General features: G+C 67.9%; 1 protein-coding gene. It reads left to right on the top strand.

Going from position 1 to position 664, the window contains the following annotated elements:
* The coding region (locus SM447_RS29355; RefSeq protein ID WP_474576115.1) for a beta-ketoacyl synthase N-terminal-like domain-containing protein at positions 1–664 on the top strand (664 nt) is incomplete at both ends.

Below are 664 nucleotides of genomic sequence, written 5' to 3'. Positions count from 1 at the left end.
TTCGTGGAGTTTTCGCGGCAGGGTGGGTTGTCGGTGGATGGGCGGTGTAAGGCGTTTTCGGCGGGGGCGGATGGGACGGGTTGGGGTGAGGGTGTGGGGGTGGTGGTGTTGGAGCGGTTGTCGGATGCGGTGGCGGCGGGGCGTCGGGTGTTGGCGGTGTTGGCGGGTTCGGCGGTGAATTCGGATGGTGCGTCGAGTGGGTTGACGGCGCCGAGTGGTCCGTCGCAGCAGCGGGTGATTCGGGATGCGTTGTTGTCGGCGGGGGTGTCTGCGGTTGAGGTGGATGTGGTGGAGGCGCATGGGACGGGGACGGTGTTGGGGGATCCGATTGAGGCGCAGGCGTTGTTGGGGGTGTATGGGCGGCGGTCGGGTGGTGAGCCGTTGTGGTTGGGGTCGTTGAAGTCGAATGTGGGGCATGCGCAGGCGGCGGCGGGTGTGGGTGGGGTGATCAAGATGGTGGAGGCGTTGCGGAGGGGGGTGTTGCCGGCGTCGTTGCATGTGGGTGAGCCGTCGGGGTTGGTGGACTGGTCGTCGGGTGGGGTGCGGTTGTTGTCGTCGCGTCGGTCCTGGCCGGTGGTGGGTCGGGTACGGCGGGCGGGGGTGTCGGCGTTCGGGATCAGTGGGACGAACGCGCATGTGATTGTGGAGCAGGCACCGGAGCCGG

This window comes from Micromonospora aridisoli, assembly GCF_056150025.1.
Note: the sequence above shows the minus strand (reverse complement) of the source record. Positions and strands in the feature narration are given on the sequence as shown.